This window comes from Sulfurovum sp. XGS-02 (assembly GCF_023213175.1).
Classification (GTDB): Bacteria; Campylobacterota; Campylobacteria; order Campylobacterales; family Sulfurovaceae; genus Sulfurovum.
Genome location: NZ_CP093312.1, coordinates 651,377 through 667,439, shown reverse-complemented (window position 1 = coordinate 667,439; position 16,063 = coordinate 651,377). Strand labels below are relative to the sequence as shown.

Sequence of the window (16,063 nt, the reverse complement as noted above, 5' to 3'; positions counted from 1 at the left end):
ATAAGTGTCAAAAACATAATAAAACATCTATCTTGATCCTCTTTATTGATACACATACCACTAACGATTTATCGTAGTAGAAGCTGCTAAAGGATTAACATGAAGATATTGAAAAACAAATTTATACTTACCCTGCTTATACTTATCATTATAGGGATATCAGGCGTTACATCATATTCTACCTATCTCTCTTATCAGAGATATACATCGGCACAAAACAATGCACAGGTTTCTTTGTTTATAGAGCATTTTGAGTCTGTCATGAAAAATATCACAGATGAAAGAATACAGAGTGCTACCTACCTCGTCACACAACATACAGAGGACTTAAAAAAACTGAAAGAGACACGTATTAAGAGCGATCAGGACCTGTTGGGATTAGATGCATTTACCAAACAGCACGTTCAGTTTACACGCTATCAAAGTTACGCGAAACAAGCTACTGAAGCATTAGAGATTGTTCGTAGAGATGTAGACCGTTCGCGTGGTAACGTTAGCGAGATGTACCATGATAAGGTCTTCACCCCATTGTTCAACATGCTGCAAGAAGTTACAGCTGCAGAAAAATCCGAAGAGAAGAAAAGCTACCTGATGATGTACCAAAAGTATACGGCACTTAAGGAGAACACGGTACAGGAACATATACTGATCTCATCTATTTTGCTTGGATCCCGAAGCATAAGCTATGAAGAGAGAGCACTTTGGGAACAGCTTATACAAAAAGATACCTTACCTCAGTTTTATACCCTTGCAGACAATGCCGTATCCTTGAAACTCAGCGAACTGCTTTCGGTAGAAAAGTTCAACACGATCATCTCTGACGAACGTGACATGATCTCCTATGAATCAAGATCGGGAAGATACTCCGTCTCCCCTCTTGGTTGGTCAAACCAAATAGATATAAAGATGGATTATTTCAAAAAAGTAGAATCCCTGCTTCGTGACCAGGTTCAAACGATCAATAAAGAAGCTGTCACAAAACATAAAGAGGTCCTCGCATGGTATGGAGGGTCAACATTGATCCTATTGCTTATACTGCTTAAACTTTTTAGTGTAGTTTCCAAGATAGAGGATAATACACAGATTTCTGAAGAGACATTAAAAGATATCAAACTGGTATTGAATGAAAACCAACAAAGTGAGCTTCAAAGATTGATCCGTAACGGAAAAGTTGATCATATCTATAGGTTCTTGCTCAAAACCATTAAGGACGGGAATCAGACCAAAGACCTCTTTCTTGCCAGTATGTCCCATGAGATACGTACCCCTCTGAATGGTATCCTTGGATTTACCCAACTGCTCAAAGAGTCTGATCTTTCAGAAGAACAAGCCGAATTTATTGCAGTGATAGAGAAGAGTGGAGAAAATCTTTTGACCATCGTCAATGATATCCTTGACCTCTCTAAGATCAAAGCACAGAAAATAGAACTCGAAGCGATAGAGTTTGATCCGGTTGATGCCTTTGAATCTGCCGTTGAATCCTATGCGGCCAAAGCGGCAGAAAACCATATTGACTTCAATATCTTTTTGGATCCGACACTGCCTACAGCACTGATAGGGGATCCTACAAAGATCTCTCAAGTGCTCGTGAACCTTGTGAGTAATGCCATTAAATTTACCTCCAAAAACGGTGAAGTGAGCGTATCGATCAAAAAGATCTTTGAAAGTAACGATAAAGTAAACGTTACTTTTGAGGTTTCTGATACGGGTATTGGTCTTACCAAAGAGCAACAGGGAAAAATATTTGAAGCATTTTCACAAGCAGATGTCAGTACAAGCAGAAAGTATGGGGGTACAGGTCTGGGACTCTCAATATCCGGTAAATTCATAGAGCATATGGGAGGGAAACTGAGCATTAGAAGTGTCAAAGATGAAGGCTCTACCTTCTATTTCACCCTGGCACTTGATAAACCTATGAGTGCGATAAAAAGAGAAGTGAATGATATGCGTGCTTACACTGTTGGTATTCTTAATTCACATATCGATACAGAGTATTACATTAACGAAAACCTTGAAACATATATCGCTTACACTGGTGCGAATATCAAGCGTTATACCGATGAATCAATATTAGCGCTAAAAGGTACTTCCCAACTTCCCGATATTCTTTTTATTGACCATAAATTCCGTCAGAGAGATGATGAACTAAAGCCGTTCCTAGACCTTGATACAAAGATCATTGTGGTATCAACAGGAGACCAGAAAAAAAATCTAAAGCGATACTCATCACAGATCGATAAGATACTCTATAAGCCTGTGAACTTTACAAAAACACTTCGAATGCTGAGTGATAAAGCGGACAGTTCGGAGACAAAAGAGAATCTTACCTTTAAAAATGTACATATACTGGTTGCTGAAGATAACAAAATCAACCAAAAGTTGATACTCAATGTACTCAGTCGACTCGGTATAGATGTCACTATCGCCAATAATGGTCAAGAGGCACTTGAACACCGTATGAGAAATGAGTATGATATGATATTTATGGATATCGAAATGCCTGTCATGGGTGGTATGGAAGCGACGGGTCAGATCATCAGCTATGAAAGAAAAAATCATAAACCGCATATACCGATCGTTGCTTTGACTGCAAATGCACTTGCGGGTGATAGAGAAAAATATATGAGTGCAGGTATGGATAGTTACCTTTCAAAACCTATAGACCTTGAGGCTTTGAACCAACTCTTTCAAACCTATTTTGAGGATAGGATCATCTAGAATGATCTAGATAGTTAAAAGGACTTAATAGTTCAATGATCTTCAAATGATACTAAAGGTCAACGCTTCATCTACAAAGCGTATATACCTCTTTGGTTGTCTTGACAAATATCTCTTCAGGGCGACCATCTGCTATGACCTTTCCATGATCAAGGACCACTATACGATCAGCAAGCTGATAAGAAGCATCAGTATCATGGCTTACCATAATGGTTGTGATACCAAACGTTTTATGCATTCTGAGTATCTCTTCTTGTAATTTTGTACGCATTGCAGGATCAAGTGCTGAAAGAGGTTCATCCATCAGTAAAAGCTTTGGCTGTTTCATCAAGGCACGACAAAGACTGACCCTTTGTTTCTGTCCACCGCTGAGACCTTTTACATTACGGTGTGACAATCTGCTCAGTTCTGTCATCGCAAGAAGCCTTTGAGCCAAACCCTTGTCCTTCTTGACAAAGAGCAAGTTTTCTTCTACATTCATATGTTCAAACAGTGCATAATCCTGAAATATAAACCCTATCTCTCTTTGTTGTGGAGGAAGCATTTTCTGACCACCTAACCAAAGCAGATCTTCTACTTTAATAGTGCCCACTGCTTTTTCGAGGCCAGCCAAGATCCTTAGCAGTGTTGTTTTACCAGAACCGCTTTCACCTATCAATGCAATAAATTCACCCTTTTGTATCTCCAGGTTGACATCAAGATCCATATCACCATATGCACCATGCAGTCTTTTATGTATCTCTATCTGTATCATGAAGGCAGACCTATTTTACGCTGAGTATGATTAAAGATGTATACGGACAAGAGTACGATAAAACTCATCAAAACCATAACGGCACTATATATATGTGCTGTACCATACTCCATTACCTCAACCATCTCATAAATAGCCACCGAAGCCACTTTCGTCTCACCGGGGATACTTCCCCCTACCATGAGCACTACACCGAACTCACCGACCGTATGTGCAAATGTAATGATCAATGCCGTGACGAGTGACGGTTTTATATTTGGCAGTGCGATACGGAAAACTGTCTGCAACCTGCTCTTTCCTGCAAGGTAGGATGCCTCCAACATATGTTTGTTCAAAGACTCAAATCCGCTTTGTAAAGGCTGTACCATAAAAGGAAGTGAATAAAAACAACTTGCCACGACCAAACCGGTAAAAGAGAAGACCAATTTCACACCAAAAAGAGTTTCAAAAAAAGCTCCCACTACAGAGTTCGGAGAGAGTACGACCAAAATATAAAACCCCAACACAGAGGGAGGAAGCACGATCGGCAATGCTGTAACGGCTTCTAAAAAAGGTTTTTTCTTTGCAGTGCTTTGGGAGAGATACCACGCCAAAGGCAGAGAAAGTATAAACAGAATCACTGTGGTCACCGCTGCGAGTTTAAATGAAAGAATAAAAGGTACGATATCTAAGTTTTCTAACATTTACTCTACCTTATAGCCGAAATTTTGCAATATCTCTTTGGCTTTTTCACTTAAGAGAAAATCATAAAAATTTTTTACTTCAGGATTAGCTTCAGCTTTTTTCAAAATGACCATTCCCTGGTCTATTGGCGTATAGAGAGATGCATCAACATCACTCCAGTTCACCCCCTCTTTAAGATGTGCCATTTGTGGACTGAAAAGTGAAGATTTTGCTATAAATCCGATATCTGCTGCAGTCATTGCATAGGTCACGGTCTGTGAAATGGATTCACCATAGACAAACTTCTTTTTGACTGCATCATAGACATTGGCACATTTCAAAGCCTCTACAGCTGCAACACCGTAAGGTGCCGTTTTAGGGTTTGCAATGGCTATTTTTGCGATCTTATCATCGGTTAAAAGCCTCATACCTTGTGTAAAGTCCTGTGGATCTACAGATAAGTAAGCTAAGGCCCCCTGTGCATAGACGATAGGTTTGGTAATGGCTATTCCCTCTTTATAAAGTACTTCCGGGTATTTCATATTTGCCGACATAAACAGTTCATAAGGCGCACCATTCTTTATCTGTGCGGTAAGTTTTCCGGAGCTTCCCAGGATCACTTCTATATTTGTCTTCGGATATAGCGCATAAAAGGCTTTCTTGAGTGGTTCTATGGCGTAACTTACATTTGCAGCAACAGCGATCTTGATCTCTCCTGCACTTAACAGAACGAAACTTAATACTATACCTAATACGATCTTTTTCATAAACATTACTTCCCTATCATAATATCATTGGCTTTAATCATAGCGATCACAGAACTTCCTTCGATGAGTTCCATCTTGTCTAACACAGCTGTAGGTATGACAGATACGATGGTATCATGGTCCCCTATATCTACCAGTACTTTAGTATTCTCTACATCTTTGTCTATCTTACTCACGATGCCTTCGAGTCTGTTCTCGTTGCTTTTCTCACCTGCACTCTTAGTGAGCAACACTGTATTGGATTTAAATATCGCTACCACCGTTTGATCCTTATCAATATGCAAATTTTCTACTGCTTCTTTGGTGATCGTAGAGAGAAGTTCTTTCCCGCTTTTGAGCTTTAAAAATATGTTTGCATTGACATTTTGAGAGTCTATGGAAACAACCTCTGCTTGTATCTGATTTCTTGCAGAAATTTGCATGGCTAATCGTCCAATAGTCTTAAAAGATCCACTTTCTATATCCGTCAATTCTGACAGTCTCGTTAAAAAACGTCCGTGTTCCTCTTTTAGTACGGCGTAGTTTTTTAAAAGTTGTTGACCATATGCTGTGATCGTAGTACCGCCGCCGTCCTTGCCTCCTGTCTCTCTACATACGATCGGTTCAGGGGAAAGTGCATTCATGGTATCCACCGCTTCCCATGCACTTTTATAACTCATGGGCACAGCTTTTGCCGCTTTAGAAATGGATCCGTGTTCTTCAATGGCATGAAGCAGTTCTATACGTTTCTCAAGCAAAAAAGGTTTACCTAACATTTCCAAAGTAAGCTTTGATGTAAGTTCCATCTCTTTCCTTATATACCAATATATATAACGAAAATTATAGCGTTGTATACTTAAATATATAAAGCATGTCAATACCTGTTACGATGGATTGATCTTATAATATTTTTTCATACGATAATATCTATCACTCTATCCATTCCAGCCGTGCCAATAATCCTGCAGTTGTCGTATAACCTACTTCTGTAAACCTCAACTTACCTTTAGCATCATAGATGAATGTTGTGGGAAAGACTTCAATTTTAAACGCCCTTGCCCAAACTCCATCAGTATCATTAAGCACATTAAAACCCAATCCATGCGCTTTCATGTATGACAACACATTTTCATTACTTCCTGAATTGATAGCGATCGTCAACACTTCATGCTCTTTTGAGACGGTTTCTATATTGGGGGCTTCCAGTTCACAAGCAGGACAGCTCGGTTTGTTTAAAAATTAAAAAAGTACAATCGTTTAAACTCGGAAAATGTGGGCTTTTCTACATAAATACAATAAATAGCATGACGATACAAATATTGTACAAAAAGTACAATCATACTTGTTTATTTTCAATTGTTATAAAATTAAAAAAGTACAACATAATTAGCAACAGTTAGAAACTTCCCATATTGAGGACACGATTTACCAAAAGTGGTAATATATTTACCAAAAGTGGGACTTGGACCAAGTTTTATGCCTATTTTATACTTGTTTTTAGTTCCAAAAGTCAAATGAGTCCTCCAAATAGGAAGTGGTATCCCACTTTTGGTAAATTTTTAATTTGATTCCTTTAGCAAATTGATTCGAGTCCTCAATATGGGAAGTTTTGAGTTAGTGTTAGTAGTTTTGGTCATAACACTTCAGAAAAATAGTAACAACTGTCACAATTACTCTAAAAAATAGTAATATTGGTCACAAAAGGTAGGAAATTGCACTGATTTTCTCCAAAATGAGCTAAATTCTAACGATTCCAGTCAAAAAAAGTGTCTATTCTGCTCTAAATTGTATAGTTGTGACCAAAGGCTATGCGATAATTATTTTCACCAAAATAGTTTACTAAAAACAGGCTATCATAATTCATTGTGCATCTTCAGTTTTTTCATAATTTTCTCTCAAAAACTTTTAACTCTTCTTCTTTCTGAGAATAATTACGAATAAACTTTTTTATCAATGCCCAAAACTCTTTAGAATGGTTTTTATAGACAATATGTGCAAGTTCATGAACTACTACATACTCTATTAATGAAGAGGAGAGCTTCATAAGCTCAGGATTAAATGAAAGTCGATTTCTTGGAGAACAACTACCCCATTTAGTTTTTGACTTCCGGAAAGCTATATGCTCTGGAAAAAGCTGCATCACATTACTCCACTTTCGAACAAGCTTTGTGATTTTTTCTTGAGCCTTAAATTGATAAAACTGATCAATCGCTTCTTGCAAGGATTCCTGTGAATATTTTGTAGGGGCTTTAATTTTAAACTTTGAATGAATGAACTCAACTTCAATATCTTCACGCTCTTCTTTGATCAGATTTACATAATAGCTCTTACCCAGGTAAAAAAGTCGTGATCCAGTTACAATCTCTCCAAAATCTACTGATTTACCAATCGACTCAAGCTTTTTAACTATCCATGCAGATTTGTGTTTTACTAGTTTGTTTATCTCTTTGACACTTACTGAATCAGCAGCTTTCACTAACACACCTTTATCTCTTTCCACAGTGATGTAAATATGCTTAATCCTATTGTTTCGAACTATCTCATATTCAATAGTTCGAGTTCCATATTGAACATTTTTCATTGATTCTCTAAAATCTCAAGTATATCAATCGGCAATGAATTTACCAACTCTTTGTCAACTCCTGCACTACGCAGCAGTGACTTAACCTCTTTTCGCATAGTTTTTTTAATATCATCGTGATCTTGCCAATCTGCCTTTTGAAGATAGACACCAATCTTATCAAAGATCACCAGCGTATAATCTTTAGGGTTTTCTAAAGCTTTTTCAAGAGATTTATAAACTGGGAATTGTTCCGGTGCTACAAGACCAAGACGTTTCCACTCTTCTTTTGAATTTTTGATTTCTTCTTGAATTTTGTTAAACTCCAATAGAAGTTGTGCTTGATCGATACGATCCTCCTCACGATCCTTGATCAAACGTTCAAGCCGTTTAGCAAGGTCTTCATAAAACTCTGGATTCTCTTTTTTGTTAGCCTGAATCGTATGTTTTATCCGGTTTGCTATAGTTAACTCTTTTGTCTTTCCACCTTTTCTAGCAAGTTCTTCTTCAAAGCGTTTTGAATCAGTGATGTCTACCGCTTCAGAAAGCAGATAATTGACACCTGTTGCCCTTAAATGCTCGTCAATAATCATTTGGATCTTCTTCGTCTCTTCACGGGTGATATAGAGTTTATCTGGAGAGTGTGTATTGACGGCTTCTAGCTTGATATCATTGAAAAGCTTTAAGTCATACTCATATGTAATCGCGAAGCTATCTGGCAACACAATATCCATTGACTTATTAAAGCTTTTTACCAATTCAATAAATTTATCACGAAGATCTTCTGGCTCAAGATAGAGAACACAAGCATCAACAAACTTATCTCGTTCTTTATGGCGATCAATTTTAATATGGTTAAAGAAGGCAAGCATTTTTGCATGACGATTTTCGAGAATCGTTTTCTCATTTTCCAAATCCGTCATGACATCACTGGTTTCAAGATCACCACTAAAGATCTTAAGTGCATCAGAAAGATATTGAGTGATTCCAGCATAATCAACCACCAGTCCATACTCCTTACCACTTTTCGTTCGATTAACCCTTGCAATAGCTTGAAGTAGATTATGTTCTTTTAAAAGCTTATCGATATACATGCATTGAATAATAGGCGCATCATATCCTGTCAGTAGCATATCTGACACAATTAGAATTGCAGTATTATCAAACTGCCTCTTTCCACCCTTACTGAGATCGCCTTCATTTCCAAATGGTAATTTGAAATCTTCAATGGCTTGTTTGACTTGATCCTCAGGTGTTGCTAACTCTTTAAATTCAGTAGGATCTTTTTTGTTATCAAAACTCATGATAACCCTGGTCTTAAAAGTATTCAATCCTTGTTGGGAAAGCTTCTCAAAGGCCTTTTGATAGGCAATAGCCTGATAACGATTATGGCAGACCAGCATGGCTTTGTATCGATTAGGATAGATCTTCTCTTTAAAGTGATTGATGATATGTTTTGCAATCTCTTCAACACGACGTTTTGCTAGTAAGAATGTATCAAGGCTTGCTGCTTTACTTTTCAGCTTAGCCTGTTTCTCTTCACTTTCATTGCCAAAGGTAGCAGTAAAGACCTCATTCATCAACTCTTTTTCTATGAAATAATTTGGCATTCCAGTTTGATAACGGATTGCAAGGGTATTACCATCTTCAACGGATTGTTTTATCGTATACTTGTCAATATAGTCCCCACCATAAAATTCACGAAGTGTCGAACGCTCCTCTTTGTCTATTGGCGTACCCGTAAAGGCAATAAACTTGGCATTTGGCAACGCACTACGCATATAGGCAGCTGTCATACCATATTGGCCTCTATGTGCCTCATCAATGAGTACAAAAACATTCTTCTTCTCAGAAAGCACTTCAACACTATCACGCTGCTCTTCAGCCTTCTCCTGAAACTTATGAATGGTTGTCATAAGAGTTTTACCATAAGTATCTCTTAACAGCTCTTTGAGATGAGAAATACTGCTAGCTTGCTGAGGGTTGTCAAATCCTACACGCCGAAATGTAGAGCTGATCTGATTATCTAGATCAATCCGATCCGTTACCACTAGAATGGTAGGGTTGTCAAATCCTGCTTCTTCACGACGTAGCTTCGTAGCTAAGTAGATCATAGTAATCGATTTACCCGATCCTTGTGTATGCCAAACAACACCACCTTTATCTTCATCCTGAAGTTTATTTAGAATCTTATTCGTAGCTCTTAATTGCTGATAACGAGGAAGCTTTTTGATTGTTCGTCCCTGCTCCACTTCAAAAATGGTGAAATTACGCACAATATCTAAAAAGACCTCTTTTTGAAAAAGTGAATAGATCAAGATATCCTGAACTGTTGGCTCACGATCAATTAACTCTTTTAGTGCTATTGTATCCTCAGATCTAAATTTGGAATAGTGAGTAAAACTTGCTCCAATAGTTCCATACAAAGCTTTACCCTTATTGATTCCGATACATATCTGATTGTAATGGAAAAGCTTTGGTGAATTATTTTGATAATACTCTAAGTCACTGATTGCATCAGTAATACTTACCTTTGGAGACTTGGCTTCTATTACAGCCAATGGTAAGCCGTTTACATAGACAACAATATCAGGAATTGAATTATTCCCAGAACCATGATATTTCATTTGATTGACTATCAGAAAATCATTGTTTTCAATGTTTTCATAGTCAATCAAAAAAACAGGTTGAGGCTTTGCATCAGGTGTAGGTTTTTCTGTAATGGCATCTTTTTTTGTAATGAGGTCATATACATATTGATTGGCCTCCATGAGTGAAGAAGCCTGAATATTAGAAACAGTTCGGATTACCTTCTCAAGGACGTTACCCTTGAGCCATGGATTGATTGCTTGAAGTGAATAAGTTAGTCTATCTAAAAGGATAACATCATTAATCGAGCTTCTTGGATCTTCAACTCCAGCATCAAAATAATCAAAGCCAAGCTTTTGAAACAATTCAATCGCTGGTAATTCACTTTGAAGATATTCAGGGGTATTTTGGCTCATAAGTTACCTTCAAAGAGTTTATAAAGATAAGACCTAACTTCTGGAAATTTTTGATCATTTACTTCAAGAAGTTTTATAAGTCTTGTATTACCTTCAATCTTAAAAAACTTTGACATACTATTTTTAACACTTTCTGATGCAATATTAATTGAACCTCCATCTTCAGGGTTTCTTTCATTTTTTTCGTTTTCGACAAGTGTTAATATTCCACTATTTTTAAATGCTGCTTGAGAAATTTTTGTCTCTATTCTCGCAGGTATGATCTTTCTCAACGATTTTTTTGCTAAAACCTTATTAACCAACTCAACAATAATTTCCGGGTATACAAAATCTTCCACTTCATTATTTTTTGCACTTTCTTTAGTATTCTCACCTAGTACATTAGGCAACAACTCAATTTTCAAATCAAGATTATTATAATGACTTTTTGATTTATTTTTTACAACTTTATCAAAAACATCTCTACCAGCTCGATCATTATCTACTAGTAAAACAACTTTTGGTTTAACTCCTGTGTCATGATAAAAATTATTATAAAAGCTGAGTTCTCTTGTTGCATTATCTACTCCACCCAAAGGTATAATATTTGGGACTTCCATACCGAAATATTTACCAAGCTCACTAAGATAAATCAAATCACTTTCACCTTCAACAAGAATGTTGTAATTACGTAAAACTTCAAAATCCTTATTATCTATACCAAGATACTCTTTAATTTTATGATCACCGTTAACTCCAGAAATATTAACAAGTTTTGTTTTTAATTCATTGTATGTTCTTTTACGACGTTGATAATATTTTTCTGTTATTTCTAGGTCAAGCAAAAAGACATTATTTAATGTGTAACTATCTATAAAAACAGGGGAATGTGTTGTAATAAATATTTGGGCAGAGCTTTTAACCTGTTGCATATGCTTATGTAGTGTTTTCTGTAAAGACTGATGCAAAAATATGTCAGGTTCATCAATCACTAAAATTGTATTTTTCTTCAACTTCTCAATAATTTTAAAATGCAATAAAATATAAGCCAACCTTTGTAATCCAGAACCTTTAGAGTCTATATGTTTATTTGAACTATCATTAATGAAAAATTCTATATCATCTGTAATAATATCTCTGAACTTTTTAATATCACTGTCTAAGTCAAATTCAACTTCCCAGTTTTCTTTATATTCTTGGAATAACGGGTTTATATCTTTAGAAAGGTTCTGTAAAACTTCTAAAAGCCCTTTAGTATATGCTTCATATGCTGTCTTCAATGCTTTTTTCCCACCAGAAAATCTTGATTTTGCAAAAGCAACTTCAAAAACAGTATCAATCAAATTATTAATTAATTTTGGATACGAAACATTTATTGATTCAATATAAAAAAAGTGAATTTTATTTAAGATAGCTATGCACTGTTTTTCTGTAAGTTCCTCACTACTTCCACTTTCAATTTTTTGACCACTTAGTTTATATTGATCCTTTTCAAAGTTTCGTTCTATTTTATAAACCTTCGAATCGTCAGAAAATTCAATAACAATATTTGGGAATACTTTACCGCCTTGAGAACCTTCAAGCTTATGGAATGGTGTATCTTTTTCATAATCATACTGTTCAGGATTAAAAAAAATATTCATTGCTCTTAATGTATTTGTTTTACCTGAATTATTTTCACCACATATTGTAATGAAATTATTATTTTGATCAATTTCTATTTTTAAATCCATTATTGATCGGAATCGCTTTATATGAACCTTCTTGATTTTAATCATTTTGTCTCCCCTTTTAAAACATTAAAACTATACTTAACACCACTTTCTTCTTCATCAATTAATGGTTTGGCCCAATGATAAAGTTCTTCAACAGTCATTAATTTTGGAAATGGATTTGGTTTTTTTGGTCTTAGCATTCCCACCATTTCAAAAAAAGCTGCGCATGACCGTCTAGGATATCGAAATAAATAACTATCAAATATATTATTCGAAACATAATAGTGGTCACGTACTATAAAATCTTGCCATGTTTCATAAAGATCTTCTTTAGACTTAATATCAACTATCTCAATTTGTGCAAGTCCTTTTGAAGCATTTTTTTCCCAAACCTCTAATAATAAGGTTTTTGCTTCAATATCAGAAACAGGAGCGCTATATCCAAAAATTGTTATATAAAAAGATTCTTCTATATAGGCTTTTAATATCTCCCATTCATTTTTAATCAATGGATCAGATGTATAGTCTTTTTTCCCTATAGGGTACAGTAGTTTAGTAGGTTCAAAAGGGTTTTTACAAGTACTACATAATGCATTTATATGTCCAACTACACTGTCATCATAGCATACGCCAAGACCCGTATTTCCGTGTAAATGAATTACTCTAGGTAAATTATGAGTAAACCTACTGCAACGGGCTAATGCTTGAATCAGAAAAGGATCCCAATTAAATGTAGCGATCGCATCATTATTGCTTAAAGACATGACTAAATAATCATAAATTGTAAGTTCATCAGAAATTTCCATATTTGCAAAATAGTCATAAATTTGTTTTTCAATTTGTTGTGCAATTTCCTCTTTTGAAAGATCTTCTTTAATCTCCGAAAAAAGTGACTCAAAGTTTTTGCCATAATAATCAATACCATTCTTATCAAGTAGTGGAGCAAGTCCAACCTTTTCTACTAAATTATCCATAGAAGGCAATTCTTTTCCAAATTTTTCTGCATTTAATCTTGTCATTGCAATACTTGCTCCAGCTCCCAAGATGACAGTGTGCGGCGCAATTACATTTTTCCCATTTGTCGCAGGTAAAGAAGCCATTAACTATTTACCCTCACTTCGCCTGTTATAAGTTTTTGTACAAGTCCTTTCTTTAGTGCTCCAAATAATTCTTTTTTTGTTCGAAGTGTTTCAATTTTTTTATCGGCTGTAAAAAGAATGTCTGCAATTCTCTTTTGCTCTTCAAGAGGTGGGACAGCAATTTTTAGCTTTTCAAGATCTGATTTATTGATTGCTGTGAATGTACTTCCTTGAGCAGATTGATTCAATCTTTGAGCCAATTTCATCAGAAGTTGATAGAGATATTCTTGCTCATTATTTTTTGCTCTTAAACTAGCTAAACCCCGCCCTATACATATATCAAACGCTGCAATGTTAATGTCACCCACTGGTGCACGAACACTAAAAAGGATATCTCCTTGTTGTGCCACCTTTTTTGGCTGTATACAATATTTGCTTGTGTGCGTGAAGTATTTTTGTGTAAATTCAGAATTACCTTGTGCAAAAGGGATGCCTTCACCTTCTTCATTTACAAATTTCGAAACTGGAGATTGTCCCATATTGATCTTAGCAAATTCACTTAATGCCAATACTTCCCACTCAATAGGGACCTGCCCAATCTCACTTTCCTTAAACTTAATATGCCCGATTCCTTCTGACAAAAGCTTCTGCATAAGCCCTTTTTTCAAGATTTCAGCCTCTTTAATCTTAGTATTAATCAAATTAATTTTTTGATCAACAGTACTTAGGATATCAGCAATTTTTTGCTGTTCCTTGAGAGGAGGAACTGGGATTAGTCCATTTTTAATATCTTTTGTAGAAATATTTGCTTGAGCACCTGAAGCAGCTACATTTTTACAATATTTTCTCCAGATTGAAAAATTTCCATATTCAGATAAAAACTTTCGATTTATATTTGGTTTTGTTTGCAATAAGCCAACTCGTTGATTTAAAAGAAACAGATCGTCAATATCTATAACAGCCATGCGTCCAATTAAATTTTTATCAGGAGTGACATCTGTCATAGCTATTAATAATGAACCTTTTTTCAGTTGATATTGTGTTAACCTATCTAGTTCAGACTCATTCCAATATTTTGCTTTTGTATAGTCGTATTGGAATATTCCCTTTAAAGAAATATTTGCCATTGACACTATAGGAATGCCACTTTCAACATAACCTTCTGAAGAAAAAGCACAACCATTTTGAAACCTTTCAAGTACAGATTCCAAAGTAACTATTTCCCAATTATCTGGAATCTCGCCAAGCTCAGTATTTTTATACCCTTCACGGACACTCATAAAACAAACCCTAGCTCTTTTAGGTAAGTGTTGAGTTTTTCATCAATCTCTTTCTCTATCGTCTTAAGTTCTTCAATATGTCCAAGTGTCTCTTCGATATCAACTATATCTTCGTCTTCAGAGGTATCAATGTAACGGGGGATATTAAGATTACAATCATTCTTAACAATCTCATCCATTGGTACGATACGCATATATCTATCAATATCCTCAAGTGCATCATATGAGCTTACAATCTTTTCGATATTCTCAGTCATTAGTGTGTTTTGATTTGATCCCTCTTTATACTCATTCGAAGCATCAATGAAAATCACCTTATCTTTCAATGATTTAGGCTTTGATTTATTAATTATAATAATACTTGCTGCAATACCAGCATTATAAAAAAGCTTTTCTGGAAGCCCCACAATCGCTTCGATTAGATCGTCTTTTAAAAGGCCATCACGAATCTTGCCTTCACTGCCACTTCTAAAAAGAACTCCATGTGGAAGAACGACCCCCATTTTCCCGTCGTGTTTCAACACACTAATCATGTGCTGCAAGAAGGCCATATCCCCATATCCACGTGGAGGAATACCATACTTAAAGCGTCCATACTCGTCACTCACAATATCATTATATTTTGGGGAGATAGGCTTCCCTTTTGCATCTGTTTTAACATCTACTTCTGCAGCTTCCCACCATTGGCTCAAACTGAACGGCGGATTGGCAATTACCCTATCAAAGGTTTCAAGTTCACCATTGACAATATGCTTTGGGGATCCAAGAGTATCACCTTTCCTGATATCTGAATCTTTGAAGTTATGTACAATCATATTTATTTTACAGATCGCCCACGTTCCAAGGTTCTTTTCTTGTCCTTTAAGAGTACAGTCAACAAACTCGCCAACCATTCCACCATGTTCAGCAATGTAGTGTGCTGATTGAATCAGCATACCACCAGAGCCACACGTAGGATCATAGATCGAATTACCAGCTTCGGGCTTGATCAATTTCACCAATAGCTGCACAACTTCCTTAGGTGTATAAAACTCTCCACCCTTTTTCCCAGCATCATCAGCAAACTCTCGGATCAAGTACTCATAGGCATTACCAAGAATATCAGGATTCTCAAGATTCGAATTTGCAAGGGAATGCTTATTAAAGTGTTGCAACAAACGAGAAAGTAGTTTATCAGGAAGCTTTTCACTATCCCCAAAGTGAACTGCTGTCATTACACCTTCAAGAGAACTGTTATACTCTTCAATAGCTGAAAAAGCTTTATCGATAGTCTGACCAATATTCTCAGTCTTCTTAGTTATCTCACGCCACCAGGCAACTTGAGGAATAAAAAAACGGTGAAAATCTTCATCTTCAATCGCTTCCTCAACAGTGATCCCTTCTTCATTAGCAGCAATCTCTGCCTCTTCAAAAAACTGATCACTAGCACGTTTTAAAAAAAGAAGACCAAAAATGTAGTTTTTAAAATCGGAGCTGTCAATGTGTCCACGCAGTAAATTTGCAGAATCCCATAACCAGGACTCTAAAGTTTCTAAATCAAGTTTTTTGACCATATATAGCTCTA

At 36.1% G+C, this 16,063-nt stretch carries 11 protein-coding genes and 1 pseudogene; 1 reads left to right on the top strand and 11 read right to left on the bottom strand.

The window, feature by feature from the left end; all coding sequences use genetic code 11:
* Positions 1-99: 99 nt before the first annotated feature.
* Positions 100-2,718: an ATP-binding protein gene (locus MN086_RS03305; protein ID WP_248576637.1), complete on the top strand. Its 2,619-nt coding sequence runs from the start codon at positions 100-102 to the stop codon at positions 2,716-2,718.
* Between the two features lie 67 nt (positions 2,719-2,785).
* Here MN086_RS03305 and MN086_RS03300 read toward each other — a convergent pair whose 3' ends face one another.
* The 11 genes and pseudogenes from MN086_RS03300 to MN086_RS03250 all read right to left on the bottom strand — a co-directional run bounded on the left by MN086_RS03300 (position 2,786) and on the right by MN086_RS03250 (position 16,052).
* A complete protein-coding gene (locus MN086_RS03300) occupies positions 2,786-3,472 on the bottom strand; it encodes an ABC transporter ATP-binding protein (RefSeq protein ID WP_248576636.1) in 687 nt (228 codons plus the stop codon).
* On the bottom strand, positions 3,469-4,155 hold the full coding sequence (gene modB, locus MN086_RS03295; RefSeq protein WP_248576635.1) for a molybdate ABC transporter permease subunit: 687 nt from the start codon (positions 4,153-4,155) through the stop codon (positions 3,469-3,471). The genes MN086_RS03300 and modB overlap by 4 nt, the downstream gene beginning before the upstream one ends.
* Positions 4,156-4,902: a molybdate ABC transporter substrate-binding protein gene (modA, locus tag MN086_RS03290; protein WP_248576634.1), complete on the bottom strand. Its 747-nt coding sequence runs from the start codon at positions 4,900-4,902 to the stop codon at positions 4,156-4,158. It lies immediately after the preceding gene.
* A gap of 5 nt (positions 4,903-4,907) precedes the next feature.
* The gene (locus tag MN086_RS03285) at positions 4,908-5,687 is read right to left on the bottom strand and encodes a TOBE domain-containing protein (RefSeq protein ID WP_248576633.1); all 780 of its coding nucleotides are present in this window, start codon (positions 5,685-5,687) and stop codon (positions 4,908-4,910) included.
* Between the two features lie 124 nt (positions 5,688-5,811).
* Positions 5,812-6,105 (bottom strand): annotated as a pseudogene (locus MN086_RS03280) (redoxin domain-containing protein); the annotation flags it as partial.
* A gap of 658 nt (positions 6,106-6,763) precedes the next feature.
* Positions 6,764-7,462: a M48 family metallopeptidase gene (locus MN086_RS03275; protein WP_256465862.1), complete on the bottom strand. Its 699-nt coding sequence runs from the start codon at positions 7,460-7,462 to the stop codon at positions 6,764-6,766.
* A complete protein-coding gene (locus MN086_RS03270; RefSeq protein WP_248576630.1) occupies positions 7,459-10,446 on the bottom strand; it encodes a type I restriction endonuclease subunit R in 2,988 nt (995 codons plus the stop codon). Before MN086_RS03270 ends, MN086_RS03275 begins: the two co-directional genes overlap by 4 nt.
* Positions 10,443-12,203: an ATP-dependent endonuclease gene (locus MN086_RS03265; RefSeq protein WP_248576629.1), complete on the bottom strand. Its 1,761-nt coding sequence runs from the start codon at positions 12,201-12,203 to the stop codon at positions 10,443-10,445. The genes MN086_RS03270 and MN086_RS03265 overlap by 4 nt, the downstream gene beginning before the upstream one ends.
* A complete protein-coding gene (locus MN086_RS03260; RefSeq protein WP_248576628.1) occupies positions 12,200-13,240 on the bottom strand; it encodes a hypothetical protein in 1,041 nt (346 codons plus the stop codon). The genes MN086_RS03265 and MN086_RS03260 overlap by 4 nt, the downstream gene beginning before the upstream one ends.
* Complete coding sequence (locus tag MN086_RS03255) at positions 13,240-14,499, bottom strand: restriction endonuclease subunit S (protein WP_248576627.1); 1,260 nt, start codon at positions 14,497-14,499, stop codon at positions 13,240-13,242. Before MN086_RS03255 ends, MN086_RS03260 begins: the two co-directional genes overlap by 1 nt.
* Positions 14,496-16,052 (bottom strand): class I SAM-dependent DNA methyltransferase, encoded by a 1,557-nt coding sequence (locus MN086_RS03250; RefSeq protein WP_248576626.1) that lies wholly within the window; start codon positions 16,050-16,052, stop codon positions 14,496-14,498. Before MN086_RS03250 ends, MN086_RS03255 begins: the two co-directional genes overlap by 4 nt.
* Positions 16,053-16,063: the final 11 nt, after the last annotated feature.